We start from the raw sequence: 25,296 nt of genomic DNA, 5'->3' as shown, positions 1-25,296 counted from the left end.
AGACTTAAATTTGAATATTATTTGTTTTAATCTATTTTATAGCTATTTACTTATATTGACTATTAGAATTAAAATGTGTTATTATGACATGAAATGCTTAAAAATGCTATTACAAAATATAATAAATTAACAAATTATATATAAAAATATATTATAATAAGCCTTGATAAATAAAAAGAGTGGTGAAAATATTGGAAGTAAATGTAAAAAAAATAAATAATATTATAAGTAAGGTTTACAAAGATAGTATTGCAGAAGAAATAGGTATAGAAGTAGGAGATTTACTTATATCTGTGAATGAACAGCCAATACATGATATAATAGAGTATAGATTCTTACTAAGTGATGAATATTTAGAAGTGGAAATACAAAAAAAAGATGGTGAAGTCTACATATACGAGATAGAAAAAGACTATGACGAAGATTTGGGTGTTGAATTTACAAATCCAATAATTGACCAAGCTAAAAGCTGTAGAAATAAGTGTATGTTTTGTTTTATAGACCAATTGCCAGAAGGTATGAGAGAAACTCTTTATTTTAAAGATGATGATTCGAGATTATCTTTTTTACAAGGAAATTTTGTCACACTTACAAATATGAGTGAAGAAGATATAAATAATATCATTAAATATAGAATAAGTCCTATAAATATATCTGTGCATACTACTAATCCAGAATTAAGACAAAAAATGATAAGCAATAAATTTGCAGGAAAATTATATGGTATAATGGAGAGATTGGCAGATGCTCATATAGAAATGAACTGTCAAATTGTTTTATGTCCAGGTATAAATGATGGAAAGGAATTGGATAGAACGATAAAAGAATTAGCTCAACTTTATCCGTATGTAAATAGTGTTGCTATAGTTCCAGTTGGGATTACAAAGCATAGAGAAAATCTAGTAGAATTAAATATATTTGATGATAAGGGTGCAAGTAAAACTATAGAACAAATACATGAAATGCAACAGAAATATCTTGAGAAAATAGGTACGCGATTTGCATTTTTATCAGATGAATTTTATATATTATCTAATAGTGAATTGCCTGAATATGAAGAATATGAAGGTTTTTTACAGTTTGAAGATGGTGTAGGTATGATACGTAAGTTAAAAACAGAGATTGAAGAGTATCTAAATACATTGTCTGAGGATATTCTTAAAAGGGAAAAGAAAGTATCAATAGCTACTGGTCATTCTGCATATGAATTCATACAAAGTATGGCATATGCTATGATGGACAAGTTTAAAAATCTTCAAGTAAATGTATATGAAATAAAAAATAAATTTTTTGGAGAGACAATAACTGTATCAGGTCTTTTGACAGCTAAAGATTTAAAAGAGCAACTTGAAAATAAAGAATTAGGAGAAGCTCTTTATATAACAAGAAGTATGCTAAAAGCAGATGATGAAATTTTCTTAGATAATATTGAATTAAATCAGTTAGAAGAACTTATGAAAATAAAAATTATCCCATGTTTGAATGAAGGAAAAGACTTTGTGGATAAAATCTTAAAATAGAAAACAAAAGATGGAAGGAGAAATAAAATGAGTATAAGCAGGCCAGTTGTAGCTGTAGTTGGGAGACCAAACGTTGGTAAGTCTACAATATTTAATAAATTTGCAGGAAAAAGGATATCAATAGTTGAAAATACACCTGGAGTTACAAGAGATAGGATATTTGCTGAAGTAGAATGGTTAGATAAATATTTTACATTAGTAGATACAGGAGGAATTGAACCTGATAGCGAAGATATAATATTATCTCAAATGAGAAATCAAGCGATGCTTGCAATGGACATGTCACATGTAATACTTTTTATAGTTGATGGTAAGGCTGGAATAACATCTGCTGATAAAGAAATTGCACAATTGCTTAGAAAGACAAAAAAACCAGTAATCTTAGTGGTCAATAAGATTGATAGTCAGAGTCAATTTGACAATATATACGATTTTTATGAATTGGGATTTGGAACGCCTTTTGCAGTTTCAGGAGCCAATAGTATGGGATTTGGAGATTTATTAGATGAGATAGTTGAAAATTTTCCAGCAGGATTAGATACAGAGTATGAAGAAGATATAATAAGAGTAGCTATAACAGGTAAACCAAATGCAGGAAAAAGTTCTATACTTAATAAGATACTTGGAGAAGAAAGAGTAATTGTAAGTCCAATTGCAGGAACTACTAGGGACGCAATTGATACTTATTTTGAAAAGAATGGACAGAAATTTCTTCTAATAGATACAGCAGGTCTTAGAAGAAAAAGTAAAATATATGAGACAATAGAAAAATACAGTGTAATAAGAGCTATGAGTGCTGTAGATAGAGCAGATGTGGTGTTGATAGTAATAGATGCTCTAGAAGGTGTAACAGAACAAGATACAAAAGTTGCAGGTATAGCACATGATGAAGGTAAAGGGTGCATATTTGTAATCAATAAATGGGATTTAATAGAGAAAGATAATAAGACTATGAGTAATTATACAAAAGATATAAAAGAAAAATTTCCATTTATGATGTATGCTCCAATAGTATTTGTTTCTGCAAAGACTAATCAAAGAATGAACAAGATATTGGATACAGTTGAGTATGTGTCAAATGAACATTCTAAGAGAATATCAACTTCAGCACTAAATGAAGTAATTGGAGAAGCCGTAATGTTAAACCAACCACCATCTGACAAAGGTAGAAGATTAAAAATTTACTATGGAACTCAAACCGACATTAGACCTCCTAAAATTACATTGTTTATAAATGATAAGGACTTAACTCACTTTTCATATCAAAGATACCTTGAGAATAAGATAAGAGAAAATTTTGGTTTTGAAGGAACCTCCATAAAGTTTGAGTATAGACAGAAGAATAAAAAATAAATATCTAAAATATAACTAAAGGGGGTAAATTCAGTGGAGATATTTAGTTATATAATTATTGCTGTAGTTGCATATCTTTTAGGCAATATATCGACTTCATACATAGTTGCAAAGCGAATTGCAGGGGTTGATATAAGGACTCAAGGTTCAGGTAATGCAGGTTCGACAAATGTACTTAGGACACTTGGAAAAAGAGCAGGAGCAATGACATTTTTAGGTGATGTTCTTAAAGGTGTAATTGCTGTTTTAATATCAGAGTTTGCAGCAAGATTGGTTGGTATAGATACTCTTTTAGCTGGATATCTGGCAGTTATATGTGTTGTGGCAGGTCATAATTGGCCAGCAGTTTTAGGATTTAGAGGTGGGAAAGGAGTTGCAACTTCGTTAGGGGCAATGCTCGCTGTAAATCCGGTAATAACGCTAATGTGTCTAGCAGTATTTATATTGGTGGTAGCTATAACAAAGTATGTTTCATTAGGCTCTGTTGTAGGAATAGGATGTTCGCCAATATTTATGCTTATAGTAAAAAATAAAGCTGGTTTAATTGTAGCTTTGTTCTTAACTGCATCAGTAATATATAATCACAGAGCAAATATAAAGCGATTATTAAATGGGACAGAGAGAAAAATTGGTCAAAAGAAAGAATAGTAAATATTATTATACTCAGGTGGTGTTAAACATGGAGAAAGTATGTGTATTAGGTACTGGAAGCTGGGGAAGTGCATTAGCTTTAGGTCTTGCAAAAAAAGGTAATGATGTGGGCATGTGGACTCGAAAAGAAGAACAAGCTAAAAAAATAAACAGAACTAAAGAAAATACAGACTATTTACCAGGAGTATTATTTCCCAATAATATAACTATAAGTACTGATATAGAAGAAACTATAAAAGATTGTAAGGTGATAGTTTTAGCAGTTCCATCACAAGCCGTAAGGAGTACTTGCAAAAAAATAAAACCATTTATAAAAGAGGGACAAATTATTGTTAATGTAGCAAAAGGTCTCGAAAAAGGTACTGGTCTTAGATTATCTCAAGTATGTGAAGAAGAATTGCCACAAAATCCATATGTAATACTATCCGGTCCATCTCATGCTGAAGAAGTAGCAAGGGATATTCCTACTACAGTAGTAGTTGCTTCTAAAGATTTAAAAATAGCACAGATGATACAAGATTTATTTATGAGCCCTAAGCTTAGAGTTTATACGAATCCAGATATAGTTGGAGTAGAACTTGGAGGAGCATTAAAAAATATTATAGCCTTTGGAGCTGGGATATGTGATGGATTAGGGTACGGTGATAATGCAAAAGCTGCCCTTATGACAAGAGGTATTAGTGAAATGAGTAGACTTGGAATTGCTATGGGAGCTAATATGTCTACCTTTGCAGGGCTTTCAGGTATTGGAGATTTAATAGTTACTTGTACAAGTATGCATAGCAGAAATCGAAGAGCGGGTATACTTATAGGTCAAGGTATGAGCTTAGAAGATACTTTGAAAGAAGTAAAGATGGTTGTAGAAGGGATAACCGCTACTGAAGTAGCACATGATATTGCTGAAAAGTTGAATATAGATATGCCAATAACTAATGCTATATACTCTGTAATAAAGAATGGTTCAAATTCTAAAGAAGTTGGAATAGAACTAATGATGAGAAGCAAAAAACACGAAATGGAAGAAGTAGTTTTAGGTGATGATATATAAACTTGCACAATAAATAATAAATTTGTTTTAGGGGTGTCTCAAAGTGAACTTTGTACTGCACCCCAATTGTTGGACTAAAAATCTAACGATTGGGGTGTTTCTATATGGCTAAATACGATTTTAATTTCAAATTAAAAGTAGTTAAGTCCTATTTAAATAGAGAAGGAGGATATGCTTCAATAGCAAAACAATATGGAGTTGCTAGCCATTCTCAAGTTGAAAGATGGGTTAATACGTATAATACATTAGGAGAGGATGGACTAAAAAGAAAAAATAAAAATACTTTTTATACTATACAGTTCAAGCTAGATGTTATAAACTATATGATAACAACTAAATCTAGTGCACAAGAAGTCGCTAACCATTTTGGAATGAACAATAGTACACTTATAGCAATATGGAAACAAAAACTTTTACATGGTGGTGTCGATGCCTTGTCTAAAACGAAAGGAAGACCATCAATGAATAAAAACAAAAACACTAAAGAAAAAAATAAATTAACAAGAGAACAAGAATTAGAATATGAAAATAAACTTTTAAAAGCGGAGCTTGCATTTCTAAAAAAGTTGCGTGCTTCAGGGATGAATGTTCCCGAAAGGTTAAAAAACAATACGAAGCAAAAGTAATTTATGATCTTCGTAAGGACTTTAAACTCTCCATTCTTCTTGAAGCTACTAAATTTCCTAAATCAACATATATGTATTGCCAGAAGAGATTTGATATTGAAAATCCAGATAAAGATATTGAAGAAAAAATCATGTCTATTTTTAAAGAACACAATGGCAGATATGGCTATCGCCGAATTACAGCTACATTAAAAAATAGTGGTATCCTTATTAATCAAAAGAAAGTTAGACGTATTATGAGAAAATTAGAACTTAAATGCATAGCATTTTCTCGTAAATTACGTAAATATAATTCCTATAAAGGTACAATTGGTAAGGTAAAAAATAATAAAATAAATAGAAGATTTAAAACATCAATTCCACATCAGAAAATAACAACTGATACATCAGAATTTAAAATATATACTACTGATAAAAATGGAAATTTAATTATAAAAAAAGCATATCTCGATCCATTTTTAGATATGTTTAATGGAGAAGTTTTATCATTTAGTATCTCAGATAGACCTAATTTTAAATCAATAAGTGATGCTTTAAATGAAACCATCAATATTACAAAAGATTGTCCTTATAGAAGAACTTTTCACTCAGACCAAGGTTGGGCATATCAAATGAATAAGTATGGCAAAACACTTAAGAAAAATAAAATATTTCAAAGTATGTCTCGTAAGGGTACATGCCTTGATAATTCTCCTATGGAAAATTTCTTTGGAATAATGAAGCAAGAAATGTATTATAGAAAAACATATAAAAGTTTCAACGAATTAAAGACAGCTATAACAGAATATATTTACTATTATAATAACAAAAGAATTAAAGAAAAATTAAATTGGCGTAGCCCTGTTAAATATAGACTTGAATATGAATCTAAAGTTACATAAAGTAAAAAAACAGGAATGAAAATTCCATTCCTGTATAAAGTCCAACTTTTGGGTCTCAGTACACTTTTTAGTTTGTGAGGCACTCTTTTTTTGAGACAGCCCCTATTTTAATTTTACTTAGCATGTTTTATTATGTATTCAATAGAAGAAATCATTTTCATAGTCAATTCATCATCATCAGAATTTTTTCCTGTGTTCTTTTTTAAGAATAATAGATTTTGATAAAAAGAAATAATTATATCGTTGATTATGTCTAAATCTTTAGATGGTATATATCCAGTATCTACAAGATTGTTCAAGAGTATTTTATTTCTTTCTTTTATACTTTTTCCTGTAATCATTAAAGATATATCACTGTCATGAATACCTAAATCTTCTGGAAACATATCGTAATATTGTTTTGTTATATAACCAAGTTCATCACTAGACAAGTTAAAAAATACCTGATAAAAAGCTTGAGCATTATCAAAAGAATGTTTACAAAATAATTTCCACATAATTATATATTTCTTGTATTCATCATTGACATTCTCTATACACCTTGAAATGTTCAAGTTATAATCTTTGAAATATTTTATAGATGCAAATGATATTAAATGGTCTAAATTTTTAAAGTAGTTGTATAGAGTTGAACTATTATAACCAGCCATATCTGCAACCTTACGAAGTGTAATATTTTCTATACCTTCATTCTCCATAATGTTTTGGGCAGCTTCTATGAAATACATTAATATCCTTTTTTTTTGTAATTCTTTATTTGTCATTTTATTCACCCACAAATAATCAATATAGTTTATATAATCGTGATTTTATCATTAAATTTACCATAAATCAAGAATAATGTTCTAAAACTTAATATAGATTGTTATTTTTTAGATAATTTAAAATAAAACTAAGATAAAAAATATTTAAAAATCTAATCATGATTGACAAAATAATCGTGATTATGATAAAATAATCACAAATAAATTTGAGTTACATACAAATACAACAAGGATTAAAATATTAAAAACTTTAAAAATGAGATATTTATCACTGGTGTATTGAATAAATTATCTAAATATTAAGAAAGAGGTGTACTATGTCAAATAACATGAGACTAGAAAGATTGAGAAAGTATATGAATGAAAAAAATATTGAAATTGGTTTAATATTTGAACCAGATAATCAATTTTATATTAGTGGATTTAAAGCAATAACTTATTCTAGACCAATTGTAACAGTAGTAACTAAAGATAAAATAGAACTAATAGTACCTGGATTAGAAGAATTACATGCTAAAGAAGTTGCAAAAGTTGATAATGTATATGTATATTATGAAATACCAGAAATGAAAAAACATGGAATATCACATAAGCATTATTTAGATGTAATTTTAAGTAAGTATCCTAAAGGAACAATTGTTGGAATAGAAAAAGATATAGTGTCTGCAAGCTTCTCAGAATATATAACTGATAAATCATTTGATATTAAAGATATTGGAAGTAAAATATTTGAAATGAGATATGTAAAAGACGCAGGAGAGATAGAATTTTTGAAGATAGCTGGTTATTTATCTGATATAGGTATAAAAGGGTCTTTGGAAAATGTTAGAGTTGGTATGAGTGAGTTGGAATTTGATGTTGCAGGGGACAATGCTTTATTAAAATACGTATCTGAAAATTATCCTGATACATATATAGGATTTGCCAACTGGACTTGTTCAGGTATTGATAGAACAGCACAACCACATTTAGATTCTAATACTAGAATACTTCAAAGAGGAGACATAGTAATACATAGTAGACAGGTTTGGTATGAAAACTATAGGGCAGAAAATGAAAGAACTTTTATCATAGGTAAACCAACAGAAAGACAAAAGGAAGTATTTAAGATTGCAGTAGAGGCTCAACAAGCTGGATTAGATACAATAAAAGCTGGTATACCAGCAAGAATGGTGGATGAAGCAGCAAGAGCTGTTGTTGCAAAGTATGGTCTAGAGTTATATTCAAATCATAGGATTGGTCATGGTTTAGGCTTATCAGAACATGAAGAGCCGTATTTAAGATTTGACAATGAATTAATATTAGAAGAAGGAATGGTATTTTCTATGGAGCCAGGAATATATATACCTGGAGTTGGAGGATTTAGACACTCAGATACAGCAATAGTAGGTAAAAATGGTTCTACAATTATAACTAATTATCCAAGAAGTGTTGAAGAACTTATACTTGATATTTAAATTAGTACATTATGTATAGGTTTAAATAAATTTGAAATTGGAGGAATTACAGTGAAAAAGAAAATTGGATTTTGGGATTTAGTATTTATGAATATATCAGCACTATTTGGGATTAGATGGATAGCTAAATCTACTGCCTCTAGCTTTGGATTGGGTCTTGGTTCTATACCAGTTTGGTTATTGTTTGCTTTTATATTCTTTGTTCCAGCATCACTTATATGTGCAGAACTGGCTGCAACATATCCAAAAGATGGCGGACTTGGAGAATGGGTTAAACAGGCTTATGGAGAGAAGTGGGGATTTATGGTGTCATGGTTAAATTGGACATCAAAGATATTTTGGTATTCTTCTTTCTTGACATTCCTAGCTATAAATATTGCATATATGCTTGGAAATCCAGATTTATCAAACAATAAGATGTTTATTTTATCGCTTTCACTAATAATATTTTGGATGTTGTCCCTAGTAAGTACTCGTGGGATGGCATTTGGAAAATTCTTTACGAATACAGGAGCATTAGGTTCTACAATTCCTGCTATATTGCTTATAGTGATGGCATTTATGTCTGTAGTTATTCTCAAAAAAGCTCCATCAGCATCTGTATATACAATCCAAAATATAATACCAAAAATAGATGCAAATTCACTAGTTTCTATATCTGCTATAATATTTGCATTATCAGGAGCTGAAACGACTGCTAATTTCATAACCGAAATGGATAATGCTAAGAAAAACTTTCCTAAAGCTATATTAACAGTGGCTGTTTTAATAGGAGGAATCTATATCCTAGGTTCAGTAGCAATAACAATGATACTTCCTCCAGATGAAATTGCAGCATCTACAGGAATACTAGATGCACTAGCTAAAGTTGCACAAGATTTAGGTATAGGAAGTTGGTTTATAAGAGTAGTAGCATTTGGAATAACTTTATCAGTACTTGGAGCGTTAATACTTTATATAGCGGGTCCAGTAAAGATGCTTTTTGGAAATGTAAAAGAAGGTGTATTTCCTAAGCAATTAACTGTTACAAATAAACATAACATACCATCAAATGCAGTAATAATTCAGGCTATAATAGTGAGTCTACTTCTTATAGGAACAAATTTATTACCATCTGTAGATAATATATATAATGTTCTTGTTACTATGACAGCATTAACGGCATTATTCCCATATGTATTGCTTTTTACATCTTATATCAGACTTAGAAAGACAAGACCAAACGAAGAAAGACCATATTCAATTGCAAAAAGTGATTCAACTTGTGTCAATATTGCCAGAATGGTACTTGTAGTAACTGTAGTTGGGATACTTTTCTCAACAGCACCAGTTATGGAGACTTTAAAGGATAATATAGTCTATGAGATTGAAATGATAGGTGGAGGTCTTTTTGTTATAGTAACAGGTTTAATGCTTTGGAATAACTATGAAAAAAAGATATCTAATAATTCTGGACGTTCCTACAAATAAAAATGTAATTATTTTGGTGAGCTAAAAGAGTTTATTTTTAGCTCACCAAAAGTTATAAATAAATTAATCTAATATATTAATAAATATATTGAGATATTGAATAAACAATCAAATAAACAATAATTAGTTATTATAAAAATTTACGGGGATTTACATAAGGAGGAAGTATGTCAGTTGAAGTAAATAAACCAAGCATTTGGAAAAATTTCAAAGTCTTGATAATACTCTTTGTATCAGGAGCATTTATATATGCTTTACCATATTTAAAGAATTATTATTATGATACTTTTGCACAAGCATTTAATCTTACAAATACACAAATGGGAAGTTTAGGAAGTATTTATGGTCTACTCGCAATGGTATCATATCTTTTTGGTGGTTTTTTAGCAGACCGTATTTCAGCCAGAAAATTACTTTCAGGTTCTTTAATTATTACAGGGGTATCTGGTCTTGTATTAATACTTTATCCTCCATATATCGTTGTGTTTTTAATCCATGCTTTATGGGGGATAACAACAATACTTACTTTTTGGCCAGCTCTTGTAAAAGCTGTTAGGATGTTAGCATCTGAAAATGAACAAGGAAAGGCTTTTGGATTTATGGAAAGTGGTCGTGGAATTACTAATGCAATTCATCTATCTCTAGTCTTAATACTATTTGGGTATATTTCATCAAAAGTAAGTGATAAATCTGGTCTTACAACAATTATAGTGCTGTATTCAGCCATAAATGTAATAGTTGGAGTATTAGTATTTTTCAAGTTAAAGGATAATGAAAAAGAGGTATCAGCAAAATTTGATAAAGAAGCTTTCTTTGCAGTAATAAAAATGCCTCATACATGGATAATAACAATAATAATGTTTTGTTCATATTCAGCTAATATGTCATTTTACTATTTTACACCTTATTCAACTGAAGCATTTGGAACAACTGTGGTATTTGCATCTGCAATATCAATATTAGCTCAGTATTGTAGACCAGTAGCATCAGCTACTTCTGGATTACTTGGAGATAAAGTTGGTTCATCAAAGATTATATCTTATGGATTTATACTTATGATTGCAGGTCTTTTAGGTGTAATATTTACACCGACAAAATCATCTATGATTTATATATTATTGATTGGATGTGTTGCAATATATGTATCTATGTATGCAATTCAAGGTTTACACTATTCATTACTTGAAGAAGGTAATTATTCATTATCAATATCAGGAACTGCTATAGGTATAGTTGCTACATTAGGATATCTTCCAGAAGTACTTTGTCCACTAGCAGCAGGAAAGATATTAGATGCATTTCCAGGTGTGACTGGATATAAGTATTACTTTATAGTTCTTACTATAGTAGCCATAATTGGATTGGTGTTTACATTTATATGGATGAACATGACTAAAGAAAGACGTAAAGAGCTTATTGAAATGAATAGTAAGTCAAATAAGAATACTACTAAAGTCAGCTAATATAGCACACTACTATTTGGACCAGCGATATAATTTAATTTACATTGAAATTTACGAATTTCTATCTGTGAACTAAATTAATATTGCTGGTCTTTATTTTTCTATTTTAAGAATATTAACCTCGAAATCTAAATATAATTTAATAAGATTAGATGTATAGGAGGAATAATATGAATAATAACATATACGAAGATATATCCAAAAGGACTCAGGGGGATATATATATTGGAGTAGTTGGACCTGTAAGAACAGGAAAATCAACTTTTATAAGAAAATTTATGGAAAAGTTGGTTATACCTAATATAGACAATGAATTTAAAAAGGATAGGACAAGAGATGAGATACCTCAAAGTGGTTCAGGTAAAACAATAATGACAGTAGAGCCAAAATTTGTACCAGCAGATGGTGTAGAAATAAAAATAAAAGACACAGTATCTTTAAAAGTAAGAATGGTAGATTGTGTTGGATACATAGTTGAAGGTGCTTTAGGGCATGAAGAGGGTGGAAAACAAAGATTGGTATCCACTCCTTGGTCTCAAGAAGCTATGACATTTGAAAAGGCAGCAGAGATAGGAACTAAAAAAGTTATAAAAGACCATTCTACAATAGGGATAGTTGTTCTGACAGATGGTTCAGTTACTGGTATTGACAGAAAAAGCTATGTAGATCCAGAAGAGAGAGTTATACAGGAATTGAAAAGTCTTAAAAAACCATTTGCAGTGGTTTTAAATACGTTAAGTCCAAAAAGTGAGGAAACGAGTATGCTTAGAAATGAATTGGAAGAAAAGTATGAAGTTCCAGTTCTTCCGATGAATGTGGTTGAAATGGAAGAAGATGATATAGAGGAAGTTATGGAAGCTGTATTATATGATTTTCCACTTACAGAAATAAGAATTAATTTACCAAAATGGGTTGAAGGTCTCGAGAGAAATCACTGGATAAAAAGTAGCATAATAACAACATTAAAACAAAGCATTATAGATATAGGTAAAATAAGAGATATAGAAGGTATTATGCAAGGATTTTCTGAGTTAGAGTTTTTGGAAGATACAGGTGTTGATAATGTAGAGTTAGGAGAAGGTGTTATAAATATTGATTTGCAGACAAAGCAAGACTTATTCTATAATGTCCTTGAAGAAAAGAGTGGATTTAAAATTGAAGGAGATTATCAACTGCTTAGTCTGATAACTAGACTATCTAAAGTTAAAAATGAGTATGATAAAATAGAAAGTGCCTTAATAGATGCCAAGATAAAAGGATACGGAGTAGTTGCACCTTCCTTAGAAGAACTTAGTTTAGAAGAACCAGAAATAATGAAACAAGGAAAACAATATGGTATCAAGTTAAAAGCCAATGCACCATCACTTCATATTATAAAAGCAGATATATCTACAGAGGTTTCTCCAATAGTTGGAAATCAAAATCAAGGTGAAGAAATGATAAAATATCTTATGGAAGTATTTGAGGAGCAACCAGCAGATTTATGGGAATCAAATATGTTTGGCAAGTCACTTCATGACCTAGTAAAAGAGCAATTACAAAGTAAATTATATACTATGCCAGAAGAGATAAGAGTTAAAATGCAAAAGACTTTACAAAAAATTGTAAATGAAGGAAGTTCTAATATTATAACTATTTTGTTATAAAAGTATAGCTACTTATTAAAGTGAAACGTTTGTTTGCTTTAGTAAGTAGCTTTTTACTTATAAAAGTTACTAAAAGTATTTATATAAATTTACAATAATTAATAATTATAGAAAAATTATAATGGATAAAGTATATTTTTCGCTAATACTGTTTTAAAACTAAAAAAACTCTATTAGGTATAGAATGAAAAAGTCTTATGATTGCTTCTATATTGGTTGTAAATCCTGATACAAGAAAAAATATAGTTGAATTCATAGAAGTAAAAAAATAATTTTTAGAGGGGGTTATTTAGGGAATTGTGAGATTACTGAGTAATAACTTTCATTGTTATGAAAAATATGTTTATTATTGAGAAAGCATGCATAATACATGAATTTTCTAAATAGTATAAAAATAATAGAATATTGAAAAAAAATTGACAAATGAATATGTAGGTATTAAAATATATTAAATATATACATAAAAAGTGATTTACTAACAAATAAATGAAACATATGTTAATACATAGTTCAATTTGTAAAAATATAAGATTTATAAAAAAATAAGGGAGGATATTATTATGAAAGCAATTTTAACAGTAATTGGAAAGGATAAACCAGGTATAGTAGCAGGAATTAGTGATGAATTATACAAGCAAAACATCAATATAGTAGATATATCACAAAAGATATTGCAGGATTATTTTACCATGATTATGATAGTTGATTTAGAGGAATCATTAAATTCTTTTGAGCAAACGGTTGAAGACTTAATTGAAAGAGGAAATAAATTATCAGTAGATGTAAAAATTCAACGAGAAGAAATATTTAATTCAATGCATAATCTGTAGTAAGTAGTAAGGGGAGGTGATAACAGTGAATGTAGGAAATATACTTGAAACAATTAAGATGATAAATGAAGAACAGTTAGATATAAGAACTATAACTATGGGAATTTCTTTATTAGATTGTATAGACCCTGATGGAGATAAAGCTAGAGAAAAAATATACAATAAGATTATGAATTCTGCTAAAGACTTAGTAAAGGTTGGAAAGGATATAGAGCGTGAATTTGGTATTCCAATTGTAAATAAGAGGGTATCAGTAACTCCAATTTCCATTATTGCAGGTGCGACAGATGAAAGTGACTATGTAAAGTTTGCACAGACGTTGGATAAGGCTGCGGAGGATTTAGGTATAGATTTTATTGGGGGATTCTCAGCATTAGTTCAAAAGGGATATACAAAAGGTGATAAGATACTAATTAAGTCAATTCCAAAAGCTCTAGCAAGTACTAATAAAGTATGTGCTTCAGTAAATGTAGGTTCTACAAGATGTGGTATAAATATGGATGCAGTCAAAGAAATGGGAGAAATCATAAAAGAAACGGCAGAATTAACAAAAGATGCAAAAGGTTTTGGTTGTGCAAAACTAGTAGTATTTTGTAATGCAGTAGAAGATAATCCATTTATGGCAGGTGCTTTCCACGGTGTCGGTGAAGCTGATAGAATTATAAATGTCGGTGTAAGTGGTCCTGGTGTTGTTAAGAGAGCTTTAGAGAAAGTAAAAGGAGAGCCATTTGATGTTGTTTCAGAAACAGTTAAAAAGACTGCATTTAAAATTACAAGAGTTGGACAACTTGTAGCAAAGGAAGCTTCTAGTAGATTGGATGTTCCGTTTGGGATAATAGACTTATCATTAGCTCCTACACCTGCTATTGGTGATTCAGTAGCGAACATCTTAGAGGAAATGGGTCTTGAAGTTGTTGGTACTCATGGTACTACAGCAGCATTAGCTCTTTTAAATGATGCTGTTAAAAAAGGAGGAGTAATGGCATGTTCACATGTTGGAGGGCTTAGTGGAGCGTTTATACCAGTATCTGAAGATGCAGGTATGATTGATGCTGTTATTAAAGGTGCTTTAAGTATAGATAAGCTTGAAGCAATGACTGCCATTTGTTCTGTAGGTCTTGACATGATAGCTGTGCCAGGTGATACTACAGCAGGTACTCTTGGAGCTATGATAGCTGATGAGGCAGCAATAGGTATGATTAATAATAAGACTACAGCAGTTAGGATTATACCAGCACCAGGATGTGATGTAGGTGATATGGTAGAGTTTGGAGGACTTTTAGGACGAGCACCAGTGATGCCTATAAATACAAATTCATCTGAACTATTTACTCAAAGAGGAGGAAGAATTCCAGCTCCTATACATTCATTTAAAAACTAAGTGCGTTACATATAATAATATTTAAACAAAGATTTAGATGGCTAAATTAAAGAAGTTTATATATTTAAATATTATAATAAAGATAATAAATTTAAAAAATTAGTTGTTAAGATTGTGATAACAATAAAGCGATACATGAATATTTAAAGTCATGTATCGCTTTTATTTTAAGAATATCTAATTAATATAAAATTTTTATGTATCTAAAAAGTTATGCTATCTAATAATAAGTTATATTAATTTTTATTTCTAATATATCAATCAAATAAAAAGCTAATCAAAATAACAATTAAAAAATAAAAATTTATCTAAATATTCAACACACATAATAATCATAAATATAAATAAAAAATAAAACGCTTGCAATTAATAAAATTGCCTACAATATAAAACTCTACTATTTAAAATATAAATTTATAAATCTTATTGTTTTTAAGCAATTTCTTCTTTTATATCAGTACCACGTATTTCACTGGCAGTAAGAACCTTAAAGGTACTGAATATTTTTGAACCTAAAAATCCTGCAATTACATTAAATAAAGCACATAAACCAGCTGTTATAAGAACTTGCTGAACTGGATTATAGGCAAACATTATAGCAAATCCAGCTACAGGTGTAGCTGTACCTGGTGTCATGTTTACAAGACCCATCAAAGCTACAATGATACCAGAAAAAGCTCCTCCAAAGAAATTAGTAGAATATATCGGTATTGGATTAGCTGAAATTATATCCGATTGAGTCAATGGTTCAATAGCAACAGATATAATATCTTTCTTAGAACCTAATTTTAATTTTGTAAATAGCGTTGAGTTCATAAAAGCCGAACCAAAAGCACCTAATGCTCCTATTGCCATAGGAAGACCAGTAAGACCAATTATAGATGTAAGAGCCATTGAACTAAGTGGAGATGTTCCAACTACTGTTATTAGACCTCCTAGTATAATTCCCATTATTATAGGACTAATATTTGTAGCTTCTATTAAAACTTGTCCAATTTGTAGTAGTGTATTATTAACTAATGGGTCTACATTTAATGCTATAAGACGAGATAGCGGCGCACATAGAAGGATTACAACTACTAAATCTACTCCAGGTGGTACTTTTTTCTCTATAAATTTAATTAAGAAAGAAACAAAGTATCCAGCAACGAATCCAGATAATATAGAAAACTTTAAACAAGATAATCCTATTAAAACTGCATAAACTGGGGATACACCTAGAGCTAAAGGCACAAGTATAGCAGCAGCAACTCCACCAAGACTACCATTAGCAGCTCCTACACTTCTAAAAAATTCCATACCTAGAACATCACCAAGTAAAGAAAGGTTGAATGCCTCTACTAAGAAAGTAGCACATGCAGCGTTTGCTAGAGCTCCCATAGCCTTCATACCATATGGAGCTTTGTAACTAAAAATTGTGAAACAACATAGAACCAATAAAAGTAAACCTGTTCCTAATAAAATTTCTGACATAAGAAAATCCTCCTTGTATTTTTTTTAGGATATAAACCTTTGTTTTGATAACGTTATCCTAATGTGTAGATAATTAACTAATTAATGACAACAGAACAAAAGTAATTTTAAATTTTAATTGGTTTTATATTGTATCTAAAAATAAAAATAACTATAAAAGTATATAAAGTAAGTTCAATATGTAAAATGTAAATTAAACTTATACTTTATGATACAATTATATATAAATAATTCAGTCTTGTATAGGAAGATTGATAAAAAATAAATTTAATATGAAAAAAACAATTATTAGAGCATAAAATATTAGCTTATAAAAAAGGAATAAACATTTTTTAGAAGAAGTACTTATAATGAAAGAAATTTTATAGGGGGAGAGTCTTTGAAAAAGGTTAAATATACTAGATTAGTGATACTTGGTATTCTTATATATTTAGTATTTAATGTATTAGTAATGATAATTAGCAAAAATGTAGATACATTGGTACTAAAAAGTGAAAAAGTTGATGCAAAGATTAATGTAAAAGGGACTATAGAAAAAGATGCTAATGACCAAAGTAGTTATCTATCGACATACATCAGTAAAGAAGAGTCTAATAACTTAAAAAAAAATCAAAATGTAATAATTGAGTATCGTGAGCAAAAAATAGATGCAAAAGTTTACAAAATATATGAAAATAATAATAAAATAATGGTAAAATTAAAAATAAGTAACCAAATTGTTACAAATCAGGATACAAGTGTCGAAGAATTTGATATAATATATAATCAGATGGAATGTTTAAAAATACCTAAAACTTCTATAAAAACAAAAGACAATAAACGTGGTGTATATGTAATTGATGAACAATCACAAAGTGTAAAATTTGTCATATTAGAAGGGATAACTTATGAGAATAAATCTTCTGTATTTGTGGATTATTATAAAAATGACATAAATGGAGTCACAAGTGTTAATCTATATGACAAAATAATTTTAAGACCTAACAGTATAAACACAAATATAAGGATAAAGTAGGTGATAATAATGGGTTCTATTAAAGATAATTTATCTGAGATAAGAAGTAAAATTGATAAAGCTGCAAAAAAAGTAAATAGAGATAGCAAAGAAATTACCATCTTGGCAGTCACAAAAACTGTTGATGTTGACTTAGTCAATGAGGCAATGCAGGAGGGAATCACTTCTGTTGGTGAAAATAAACCTCAGGAATTAGCTAGAAAATATGATATTATAGGTGACAAATTAAACTGGCACTTGATAGGAACTTTGCAAACAAATAAAGTTAAGTACATAATCGATAAAGTTTGTATGATACATTCTTTAGATAGAATTGCATTATGTGAAGAAATTCAAAAACGTGCAGAACAAATAAATAGAGAAATAGATTGCTTAGTACAAGTGAATATATCTAAAGAAGAATCTAAGCATGGACTTGATAAAGAAGAAGTTGTAGACTTTGTCAAAGAAGTGTCAGAAAAATATAAAAATATAAAAATAAAAGGTCTAATGACAATGGCACCTTTTGTAGAAGATGAAAATAAAATAAGAGGTGTATTTAAAGGTCTTAAAGATTTATCAAAACAAATAAAAGAACTAAACATACCTAATGTAGGAATGGATGTTTTATCAATGGGAATGAGTCACGATTATGAAATTGCTATAGAGGAAGGGGCTACCATTGTCAGAGTTGGAACATCAATCTTTGGAGAAAGAAATTACAATAAAAAATAATTACTCAAATTTGAATAAATTCTAAGGAGGAAGTTAATAATGTCAAATGGAATAATATCTAAATTTAAGAATTGGATAGTTGATGAAGAAGAAGATTATATTGAAGATGAATATGAAGGTGGCATGGACGATATAGTTCAAGAAGAAGAAATGAGCAGTGGATTTAGTACTGCAAAAGCAAATAAAATTGTAAATTTACATACAACTAGCCAAATGAAAGTCGTAATAGTTGAACCTAAGGTTTATGATGAAGCTGCAACTATAGCAGACCATTTAAAACAAAGAAGGGCAGTTATAGTGAATTTGGAAGGATTGACTAATTCTGAAGTTCGTAAATCTATATTTAACTTTATGAATGGAGCAGTTTATGTCTTAGATGGAAGTATACAAAAGGTTTCTAAATCAATATTTATACTAGCTCCTAATAATGTGGATATAGATGCAAATATGAAAAAAGAATTAGAAAGTAAAGCATTCTTCCCTTGGCAAAATAAATAGTAAAAAGGCGGTTAATATATGGGAACAATAAGAATTGCACTTTATTATCTTTTAGATATAATAGCATGGATGATAGTTATAAAAAGCTTGATGACTTGGTTTCCAAATGGAAGACAAAGTAAAATTTTTGAGATTTTAGAAAATCTTACAGAGCCAATAGAAGGACCGATAAGGTCTATAATGTACAAATATACAAATGGACCTATAGATTTTTCTCCTTTAATTGCAATAGTATTATTGATGTTCCTGAGACAATTAGTATTGGTTATATTCTAAGGTGATAGGATGGATAAATTAAAATTAACAAATCACATAAAGGATATAGACTTGAAAAATAAAATGCTTAAAGTAATAGACAAGGCTAATAGTTGTATAAAAAACTATGATGTTAAGTCTACTGAGTTTCTTAATCCATATGAAGTAAAAAATGCTGTAGCAATATTAAATTCTACAAATGAAATAAAATACAGTGTGGATGGAGGTTATGAACAAGCTGAAAGAAGCACTGTATTTATTTATCCATTTTACATGGAATATGAAGATATAGAAGATACTCTTAGATTTTTACAAATAGAAGGAAATTTTAAATTTAAAAATATATCTCATAAAGATTACTTAGGGTCAATTATGAGTCTAGGTATAAAAAGAGAAAAAATTGGAGATATAATTATACATGATAGCTTTTGTCAAGTGGTTGTAAGTAGTGATATTTGCGATTTTATAATTGTAAATTTAGAAAAAGTTTCAAGAAATAATGTAATTGTAAAGGAAATTTCCAGAGAAAATATTGTTAATAGTTCTTTAAAATATAAGGAAGTATCATTTACAGTATCTTCAGATAGGTTAGATTGTGTGATAAGTGGTCTTTACAATATATCTAGACAAGATAGTGCAAAATACATAAATGGAGAAAAAGTCCATGTTAATTATGAAAAGATAACTTCAACTTCTAAAATAGTAAAAAATGACGATTTGATTTCTACTAAAGGCAAAGGAAGAGCTAGAGTAACACAAATAGGAGATATTACTAAAAAAGGGAAAATAAAAGTTCAAGCAAAATTAATTGTATAAGGACTAATTTAAATTATAGCTGGGAGGAAATGTAATGCTAACTCCAATTGAGATAGAAAATAAAGAGTTTAAAAAAGGTTTAAGAGGTTATAGAGATGAAGAGGTTGATGAATTTTTAGATATCATCAAGGAAGACTATGAATCTCTATGTAGGGAAAATACAGCTCTTAAAGAAAAATTAGGGTTATATCAAGACCAAGTAAACAAGTATGAAAATATTGAAGAAACACTAAAAGCTACTTTAATAACTGCTCAAAGTGCAGCAGAAGATACTTGCAGTGCGGCTAATAAAAAAGCTAAGATAATTGTTGAAGAAGCCGATTTAAAAGCTAGACAAATTATAGAACAAGCTAATAATCGTGTTATAGAGATAAGAAAAGAGTATGATGCTTTAGTCAAAGAATTTAAGATATTTAGAAATAAATTTAAATCACTGCTAGAAGATGAAATAAGAAGTGTTGATGAGATTTTTTATGATGTAGATGAAAAATGTGTAAATGCATTTGAAGGAACAACAGTGTATAATTATAGTAATGATGAAGCTGCTACAACTCTAGAATAAACTTGTAATTTATTTATTTTTTAGGTAGAATAGTTGTAGAAGTTTGAGAAATTTATAACAAAGATTAAAAATAGGATAAAAATGTAAGAAAAATAGAAATTATTATATTTTTCAAAAATATATTGACTATTCAAATTATTTGTTATAGAATTTCATATAAACACAGATAAATTTTTAAAAGCGTTGATAGAGACATTTATCTTTAGATAATTTTACAGAGAATTGGAGATGCTGAGAACCAATGAATTTATAAAGATAAAAATCACTCTTGAGCTGCAGGCTGAACGATTAAATTCTATTAAGCTGTGCCGGTCAGTACCGTTATACTATTAGAGTGTTATATGTGGCTAGTATTTAGTTCACATATAGAATTAGGGTGGTAACGCGATTTATAACTCGTCCCTTTGGTTTAAAGGGGGCGAGTTTTTTAGTATTTAAATTTATGTGAAAAATAAAAAATTTTGGAATTATAATATTTATAGGAAAGGGTGATTTACATGGCGAAATTTAAGCCACTGGTAGACAGTTCTGTAAAACAAGCAGAAGCACAAGTTTTTGATTATTGGAAAGACATAAATATACTTGAAAAAACTTTAGAAAAGGGGAAAGATGACCCAAGTTTCGTTTTCTATGAAGGACCTCCAACAGCTAATGGAAATCCTGGTGTACACCATGTTTTATCTAGAACACTTAAAGATTCAGTTTGTAGATATAAAACAATGTCTGGTTATCAAGTAAAAAGAAAAGCTGGTTGGGATACACATGGATTACCAGTTGAAATACAAGTAGAGAAAGAATTAGGTCTTACTAGTAAACAGCAAATAGAAGAGTATGGAATAGCTGAATTTAACCAAAAATGTAGAGAATCAGTTTTCTCATTTGAAAAACAATGGAGAATAATGACTGAGAGAATGGCTTATGAAGTTGATTTAGATAATCCATATATAACTTTAGATAATAACTATATAGAGTCTGTATGGTGGATACTGAATAAATTCAATAAAGAAGGATATATCTATGAAGGGCACAAAATACTTCCTTATTGCCCAAGATGTGGAACTGGTCTTGCTAGTCATGAGGTTGCACAAGGATATAAAGAAGTAAAAACTAATACAGTTATAGCTAAATTTAAGAAAAAAGATGCTGATGAGTATTTCTTAGCATGGACAACAACTCCATGGACTTTACCATCAAATGTTTCATTAACAGTAAATGCTGATGTAGATTATTTAAAAGTTAAAAAAGGTGATGAGGTATATTATGTATCTAAGCCTTTAGCTGATAAAGTACTAGGTGAAGACTATGAAGTTTTAGAAGAAATGAAAGGTAAAGACTTAGAAGGGTTAGAATACGAACAGTTAATGCCTTTTGTAGAAGTTGATAAAAAAGCATTTTTTATTACAGTAGGAGACTATGTAACTACTGAAGATGGTACTGGAATAGTTCATACAGCACCAGCATTTGGTGAAGACGACTATAACACAGGTAAAAGATATGATTTACCAGTTGTTCAGCCAGTAGATGAAACTGGTAAATTTACAGCTACTCCTTGGGAAGGTAGATTTGTAATGGAAGATGGGCTAGATGTTGAAATAATAAAATGGCTAGCTTCTGAAAATAAATTATATAGTAAAGAAAAAGTAGTTCACAATTATCCACACTGCTGGAGATGTCAAACTCCACTAGTATACTATGCAAAGCCAAGCTGGTATATAGAAATGACTAAACTTAAAGATAAATTAATAGAAAATAATAATGGTGTAAAGTGGTTCCCGAGTTTTGTAGGTGAAAAGAGATTTGGAAACTGGCTAGAAAATTTAAATGACTGGGCAATATCAAGAACTAGATATTGGGGAACTCCACTTCCTATATGGAGATGCGAATGTGGTCATACAGATTCAGTTGGTTCAAGAGCTGAATTAGCTGAAAAAGCTATAGAAGATGTAAATCCAGAAACAGTTGAACTTCATAGACCATATGTAGATGATATACACTTAAAGTGTGAAAAATGTGGAAAACCAATGACAAGAGTAACAGAAGTTATAGATTGTTGGTTTGATAGTGGGTCTATGCCATTTGCTCAACACCACTATCCATTTGAAAACAAGGAAAACTTCGAGCAACTGTTCCCAGCTGATTATATATCAGAAGGTATAGACCAGACTAGAGGTTGGTTCTACTCATTACTTGCAGTGTCAACATTTGTATTAGGAAAAGCACCATACAAGAGTGTTTTAGTTCCAGACCTTGTACTTGATAAAGATGGTAAGAAAATGAGTAAATCAAGAGGAAATACAGTAAATCCAATGGAATTATTTGATCAATATGGAGCAGATGCATTAAGATGGTATCTATTATATGTTTCTCCACCATGGACTCCAACTAAATTTGATATGGATGGCTTAAAAGAAATCCAAAGTAAATTTATAGGTACTATGAAGAATGTATATAATTTCTTTACTTTATATGCAAACACAGATGATATAAATCCAACTGAATTCTTTGTAGAATATAAAGATAGACCAGAACTTGACAGATGGATATTATCTAAGTTCAACAATTTAATGAAAGATGTAGAAGAAAATTTAGCTATATTTGAGTTAAATAAAACTTTAAGAATGATACAAGATTTTATAAATGATGATTTATCTAACTGGTATATAAGACGTTCAAGAAGAAGATTTTGGGCAACTGAATTAACAGAAGATAAAAAAGCAGTGTACAATACAACTTATGAATTATTACATGGTCTTTGTAGAGCTATAGCTCCATTTGCGCCATATATGTCAGAAGAAATGTATAGAAACCTAACAGGAGAAGTATCTGTTCATTTAGCTGAATATCCTAAATTTAATGAAGAATTAGTAGACACTAAGTTAGAAGAAAAAATGGATTTAGCTAAAAACCTAGTTACTTTAGGTAGAGCTTCAAGAGAAGTTGAAAGAATAAAAGTTCGTCAACCATTACAAAAAGTGTTAATAGATGGTAAGTTTGAAGATACAATAAGCGACGTAGTTGATTTAATAAAAGAAGAGCTTAATGTTAAAGAGCTAGTATTTGCTAAGGACTTAGATGAGTATATGAACTTTAGTCTAAAACCAAACTTTAAGGAAGCAGGACCATTGTTAGGTTCTAAGATGAATTTATTCGTTGGAGCATTAAATAAATTAAATGCTCATGAAGCTGTGAATAAGCTTGAAAAAGGTGAGACTTTAACAGTTAACTTAGATGGTGAAGCTTTTGAGTTCAATAAGGATTTAGTGTTAATAGGTATAACTGCTAAGGAAGGATTTAATGTATCTGTTGAAAATAATCTTTTTGTTATACTAGATACTAAGTTAACTGAAGAATTAGTTGACGAAGGTTATGCTAGAGAATTTATATCTAAAGTACAGCAATTGAGAAAATCTAATAACTTTGAAGTATTAGATAATATAGCAATAGAATACTGTGGTGATGATGAAATTGCTAAGGCTGTTGAACATTTTGATGAATATATCAAGTCTGAAACTTTAGCTTTAGAAATAAAAAGAGTAGATGATAAATCTTTAGAAGAACAAAATTTAAATGACCATATGACAGGTATAAAAGTTACAAGAAAATAAAAATAATAGTTAGTTAATTAAAATCCCTATAGGAATTAGTTCATAAATTTCTATAGGGATTTTTTAATACAGTATAATTTTCTATTCAATAAAATGTTGAAATATTCCAAAACTTACAATAAATAAATATGTATAAATCATATAAATTATTTATAGCATGTGATAGAATATTAGTGAATAAACGTTTAAGTGAGGGTGAATAATATTTTAGAGTAAACTACTTCTGATAAATTTATTTATAAATTTATCGTGTGTTGTGCAGGGTGGTTTATTTATTATGCAAAGGGGTGCGTTTAGATGTATGGTGAAAGCAAAAAGCTAAGTGTTGATAATAACATATTTTTACAATATGGTCTTATTATATTGGGTATGATTCTATCAACCTTAGGAATAAATTTATATCTAGCACCAGCTAAGTTATTAAGTGGAGGAGTAGCTGGAATTTGTGTCATATTATATAAATTATTTGGTATAAATCAAGGAATATCAAGTTTCTTGATGAATATACCAATATTTATTATAGCTAGAAAGTATTTTGATAATAAATTTTTGTTAATAAGTTTTGTCAATATGTTACTATTTTCTGTATCACTTGGGTTAACGCAAGACATTGCTAAATATTTCCCAATAGATGATACTATGCTACAGTGTATTTATGGTGGTGCATTAACAGGTATAGGTATGGGGTTGACTTTTAAAGCAAGAGCTACTGCTGGAGGACTTGACATAGTAGCAGCCATAATGAAAAGAAAGTACGATATACCTATGAAAAATACATTTTTATTTATTAATTTCTTTGTAGTATGTGCAGGAGCTTTCTTATTTGGAGCTAAGTTGGTAATGTATACTTTAATTGCTATGTATATAATTTCTTTTACGATGGACATAGGAAAAGATTGCTTTGATAGAAAAAAATCCATACTTTTAATATCAAATAAATATGATGAAATATCAAAAGTAATAATGAACAAGATGGGAAGAGGAGTTACTTTTTTGGAGGCAGAAGGTGCATATACACAAAATAAGAAAAAGATGATTTATTGCATAATATCTGCAAATGAAATAGGCAAATTTAAGGATTTAATTTACGACATGGATAGTGAAGCTTTTATTTCTGTAAATAATGTGGAAGAAGTAAAAGGAGGAGGTTTTAAGGATAAGTTTCTTTAAGATTATAGATGCTAAAAAATGTCATGTGTATTGAGATTATGCCTAGTTAGATGTATACTGTAATTAATGGAGTACATGAAGTACTCAATAATATACTA

At 29.4% G+C, this 25,296-nt stretch carries 20 protein-coding genes, 1 pseudogene and 1 other annotated feature; of the genes and pseudogenes, 19 read left to right on the top strand and 2 right to left on the bottom strand.

All coding sequences use genetic code 11. From position 1 onward, the window contains the following. The first annotated feature begins 191 nt into the window (after window positions 1–191). The 5 genes and pseudogenes from JJC02_12750 to JJC02_12730 all read left to right on the top strand — a co-directional run bounded on the left by JJC02_12750 (window position 192) and on the right by JJC02_12730 (window position 6,079). Window positions 192–1,520 carry a DUF512 domain-containing protein gene (locus tag JJC02_12750; GenBank protein UDN53766.1) on the top strand — a complete coding sequence of 443 codons (1,329 nt, stop codon included), beginning with the start codon at window positions 192–194 and terminating at the stop codon, window positions 1,518–1,520. Window positions 1,521–1,553: 33 nt separating this feature from the next. Beyond that, window positions 1,554–2,873 (top strand): ribosome biogenesis GTPase Der, encoded by a 1,320-nt coding sequence (gene der, locus JJC02_12745; GenBank protein ID UDN56423.1) that lies wholly within the window; start codon window positions 1,554–1,556, stop codon window positions 2,871–2,873. A gap of 33 nt (window positions 2,874–2,906) precedes the next feature. Further along, complete coding sequence (gene plsY, locus JJC02_12740; GenBank protein ID UDN53765.1) at window positions 2,907–3,521, top strand: glycerol-3-phosphate 1-O-acyltransferase PlsY; 615 nt, start codon at window positions 2,907–2,909, stop codon at window positions 3,519–3,521. A 31-nt stretch (window positions 3,522–3,552) separates the two neighbouring features. Beyond that, window positions 3,553–4,572, top strand: a complete 1,020-nt coding sequence (locus tag JJC02_12735) for an NAD(P)H-dependent glycerol-3-phosphate dehydrogenase (GenBank protein UDN53764.1) — start codon at window positions 3,553–3,555, stop codon at window positions 4,570–4,572. A 104-nt stretch (window positions 4,573–4,676) separates the two neighbouring features. Further along, window positions 4,677–6,079 (top strand): annotated as a pseudogene (locus JJC02_12730) (IS3 family transposase). 113 nt (window positions 6,080–6,192) lie between these two features. On the opposite strand, the gene JJC02_12725 reads toward JJC02_12730, so the two are convergent. Then, window positions 6,193–6,843, bottom strand: coding sequence for a TetR/AcrR family transcriptional regulator (locus JJC02_12725; protein UDN53763.1), 651 nt, complete (start codon window positions 6,841–6,843; stop codon window positions 6,193–6,195). A gap of 317 nt (window positions 6,844–7,160) precedes the next feature. Here JJC02_12725 and JJC02_12720 point away from each other — a divergent pair, with 317 nt between their 5' ends. From JJC02_12720 to JJC02_12695, 6 genes are all read left to right on the top strand, one after another. After that, window positions 7,161–8,300 carry an aminopeptidase P family protein gene (locus tag JJC02_12720; protein UDN53762.1) on the top strand — a complete coding sequence of 380 codons (1,140 nt, stop codon included), beginning with the start codon at window positions 7,161–7,163 and terminating at the stop codon, window positions 8,298–8,300. 51 nt (window positions 8,301–8,351) lie between these two features. Beyond that, window positions 8,352–9,770 (top strand): amino acid permease, encoded by a 1,419-nt coding sequence (locus JJC02_12715; protein UDN53761.1) that lies wholly within the window; start codon window positions 8,352–8,354, stop codon window positions 9,768–9,770. A 167-nt stretch (window positions 9,771–9,937) separates the two neighbouring features. Further along, on the top strand, window positions 9,938–11,233 hold the full coding sequence (locus tag JJC02_12710) for an MFS transporter (GenBank protein UDN53760.1): 1,296 nt from the start codon (window positions 9,938–9,940) through the stop codon (window positions 11,231–11,233). Between the two features lie 170 nt (window positions 11,234–11,403). Further along, window positions 11,404–12,879, top strand: coding sequence for a stage IV sporulation protein A (gene spoIVA / locus JJC02_12705; protein ID UDN53759.1), 1,476 nt, complete (start codon window positions 11,404–11,406; stop codon window positions 12,877–12,879). A 560-nt stretch (window positions 12,880–13,439) separates the two neighbouring features. Continuing rightward, window positions 13,440–13,709 carry an ACT domain-containing protein gene (locus JJC02_12700; protein ID UDN53758.1) on the top strand — a complete coding sequence of 90 codons (270 nt, stop codon included), beginning with the start codon at window positions 13,440–13,442 and terminating at the stop codon, window positions 13,707–13,709. Window positions 13,710–13,734: 25 nt separating this feature from the next. Beyond that, a complete protein-coding gene (locus JJC02_12695; protein ID UDN53757.1) occupies window positions 13,735–15,090 on the top strand; it encodes a PFL family protein in 1,356 nt (451 codons plus the stop codon). A 432-nt stretch (window positions 15,091–15,522) separates the two neighbouring features. Here the strand turns inward: JJC02_12695 and JJC02_12690 are convergent, their stop codons facing one another. Beyond that, complete coding sequence (locus JJC02_12690) at window positions 15,523–16,563, bottom strand: PTS sugar transporter subunit IIC (GenBank protein UDN53756.1); 1,041 nt, start codon at window positions 16,561–16,563, stop codon at window positions 15,523–15,525. Between the two features lie 379 nt (window positions 16,564–16,942). Here JJC02_12690 and JJC02_12685 point away from each other — a divergent pair, with 379 nt between their 5' ends. The 8 genes from JJC02_12685 to JJC02_12650 all read left to right on the top strand — a co-directional run bounded on the left by JJC02_12685 (window position 16,943) and on the right by JJC02_12650 (window position 25,198). Next, on the top strand, window positions 16,943–17,578 hold the full coding sequence (locus tag JJC02_12685) for a hypothetical protein (GenBank protein ID UDN53755.1): 636 nt from the start codon (window positions 16,943–16,945) through the stop codon (window positions 17,576–17,578). Window positions 17,579–17,587: 9 nt separating this feature from the next. Next, window positions 17,588–18,292: a YggS family pyridoxal phosphate-dependent enzyme gene (locus tag JJC02_12680; GenBank protein ID UDN53754.1), complete on the top strand. Its 705-nt coding sequence runs from the start codon at window positions 17,588–17,590 to the stop codon at window positions 18,290–18,292. 39 nt (window positions 18,293–18,331) lie between these two features. Continuing rightward, a complete protein-coding gene (locus JJC02_12675) occupies window positions 18,332–18,790 on the top strand; it encodes a cell division protein SepF (GenBank protein ID UDN53753.1) in 459 nt (152 codons plus the stop codon). Between the two features lie 18 nt (window positions 18,791–18,808). Then, complete coding sequence (locus tag JJC02_12670) at window positions 18,809–19,066, top strand: YggT family protein (protein ID UDN53752.1); 258 nt, start codon at window positions 18,809–18,811, stop codon at window positions 19,064–19,066. A gap of 9 nt (window positions 19,067–19,075) precedes the next feature. Beyond that, window positions 19,076–19,861, top strand: a complete 786-nt coding sequence (locus tag JJC02_12665) for an RNA-binding protein (protein ID UDN53751.1) — start codon at window positions 19,076–19,078, stop codon at window positions 19,859–19,861. 34 nt (window positions 19,862–19,895) lie between these two features. Beyond that, on the top strand, window positions 19,896–20,423 hold the full coding sequence (locus JJC02_12660; GenBank protein ID UDN53750.1) for a DivIVA domain-containing protein: 528 nt from the start codon (window positions 19,896–19,898) through the stop codon (window positions 20,421–20,423). Between the two features lie 174 nt (window positions 20,424–20,597). Further along, window positions 20,598–20,830, top strand: a binding site (T-box leader). A 90-nt stretch (window positions 20,831–20,920) separates the two neighbouring features. Next, the gene (locus JJC02_12655; protein ID UDN53749.1) at window positions 20,921–24,028 is read left to right on the top strand and encodes an isoleucine--tRNA ligase; all 3,108 of its coding nucleotides are present in this window, start codon (window positions 20,921–20,923) and stop codon (window positions 24,026–24,028) included. A gap of 297 nt (window positions 24,029–24,325) precedes the next feature. Beyond that, window positions 24,326–25,198: a YitT family protein gene (locus JJC02_12650; GenBank protein ID UDN53748.1), complete on the top strand. Its 873-nt coding sequence runs from the start codon at window positions 24,326–24,328 to the stop codon at window positions 25,196–25,198. Window positions 25,199–25,296: the final 98 nt, after the last annotated feature.

It is taken from the genome of Clostridioides sp. ES-S-0054-01 (assembly GCA_021561035.1).
GTDB lineage: Bacteria > Bacillota > Clostridia > Peptostreptococcales > Peptostreptococcaceae > Clostridioides.
This window is presented reverse-complemented; position numbering and strand designations above follow the sequence as displayed.